The sequence below is a fragment of the Burkholderia sp. AU19243 genome (genome assembly GCF_018148075.1).
Classification (GTDB): domain Bacteria; phylum Pseudomonadota; class Gammaproteobacteria; order Burkholderiales; family Burkholderiaceae; genus Burkholderia; species Burkholderia latens_A.
Genome location: NZ_JAGSTV010000041.1, coordinates 1 through 1,265, shown reverse-complemented (window position 1 = coordinate 1,265; position 1,265 = coordinate 1). Strand labels below are relative to the sequence as shown.

Here is a 1,265-nt window from a genome sequence, read left to right as displayed (position 1 = left end):
TGCTTGTGGTGCAGCGTCCACGGCACGTTGCCGCCCATCACCTTCTGCTCGAGCCCGACCATCAGCGTGCCGAGATACAGGCCCTTCGCCATCCATTGCTTGAAGTTGCGTGCGCGGTACAGCTCCGTGTACAGCCACGATTGCTTGAATGCGTCGGGATACGCGTTCAGTTCGTCCGACTGGCGGCCGGCCTGCACCGCGTCGAACGCGGCATCGGCCGCGAGCATGCCGGTCTTGATCGCCGCGTGGCTGCCCTTGATCCGCGATGCGTTCAGGAAACCGGCGTCGTCGCCGATCAGCGCGCCGCCCGGGAACACCGTCTTCGGCAGCGACAGCAGGCCGCCGGCCGTGATCGCGCGCGCGCCGTACGACACGCGCTTGCCGCCGTCAAGGAACGCGCGGATCGACGGATGCGTCTTGTAGCGCTGGAATTCCTCGAACGGCGACAGGTACGGGTTCGTGTAGCCGAGGCCCACCACGAAACCGACCACGACCTGGTTGTTGTCCATGTGGTACAGGAACGAGCCGCCGTACGTGTCCGACTTCAGCGGCCAGCCGGCCGTGTGGATCACGAGGCCCGGCTTGTGCTTCGCGGGATCGATTTCCCACAGTTCCTTGATGCCGATCCCGTACGCCTGCGGATCGGCGTTCGCGTCGAGCTTGAACTTCGAAATCAATTGGCGGCCGAGGTGGCCGCGGCAGCCTTCGGCGAACAGCGTGTACTTCGCGTGCAGCTCCATGCCGAGCTGGAAGTTCTCGGTCGGCTCGCCGTCCTTGCCCACGCCCATGTTGCCCGTGGCGACGCCCTTCACCGAGCCGTCGTCGTTGTAGAGAATCTCCGCGGCCGGAAAGCCCGGGAAGATCTCCACGCCGAGCGCTTCGGCCTGTGCGCCGAGCCAGCGCGTGACGTTGCCCAGCGAGATCACGTAGTTGCCGTGATTCTTGAAGTTGTCGGGCAGCGCCCAGTTCGGCGTCTGCACCGCGCTCTTTTCGGACAGGAACAGGAAGCGGTCTTCCGTCACCTCGACGTTCAAAGGCGCGCCTCGTTCCTTCCAGTCGGGGAACAGCTCGGTGATCGCGCGCGGGTCCATCACCGCGCCCGACAGGATGTGCGCGCCGATCTCGGAACCCTTCTCGAGCACGCACACGCCGATCTCGGCGCCTTTCTCGGCGGCCAGCTGCTTGAGCCGGATCGCCGCCGACAGCCCGGCGGGGCCGCCGCCGACGATCACGACGTCGTATTCCATCGATTCGCGCGGGCCGTA

The 1,265-nt window shown here is 65.9% G+C and carries 1 protein-coding gene; it reads right to left on the bottom strand.

Annotated features, from left to right (window positions below):
• Window positions 1-1,265, bottom strand: a 1,265-nt coding sequence (locus KDW55_RS29170) for an NAD(P)/FAD-dependent oxidoreductase (RefSeq protein ID WP_212161891.1), incomplete at both ends; no start/stop codon positions are given.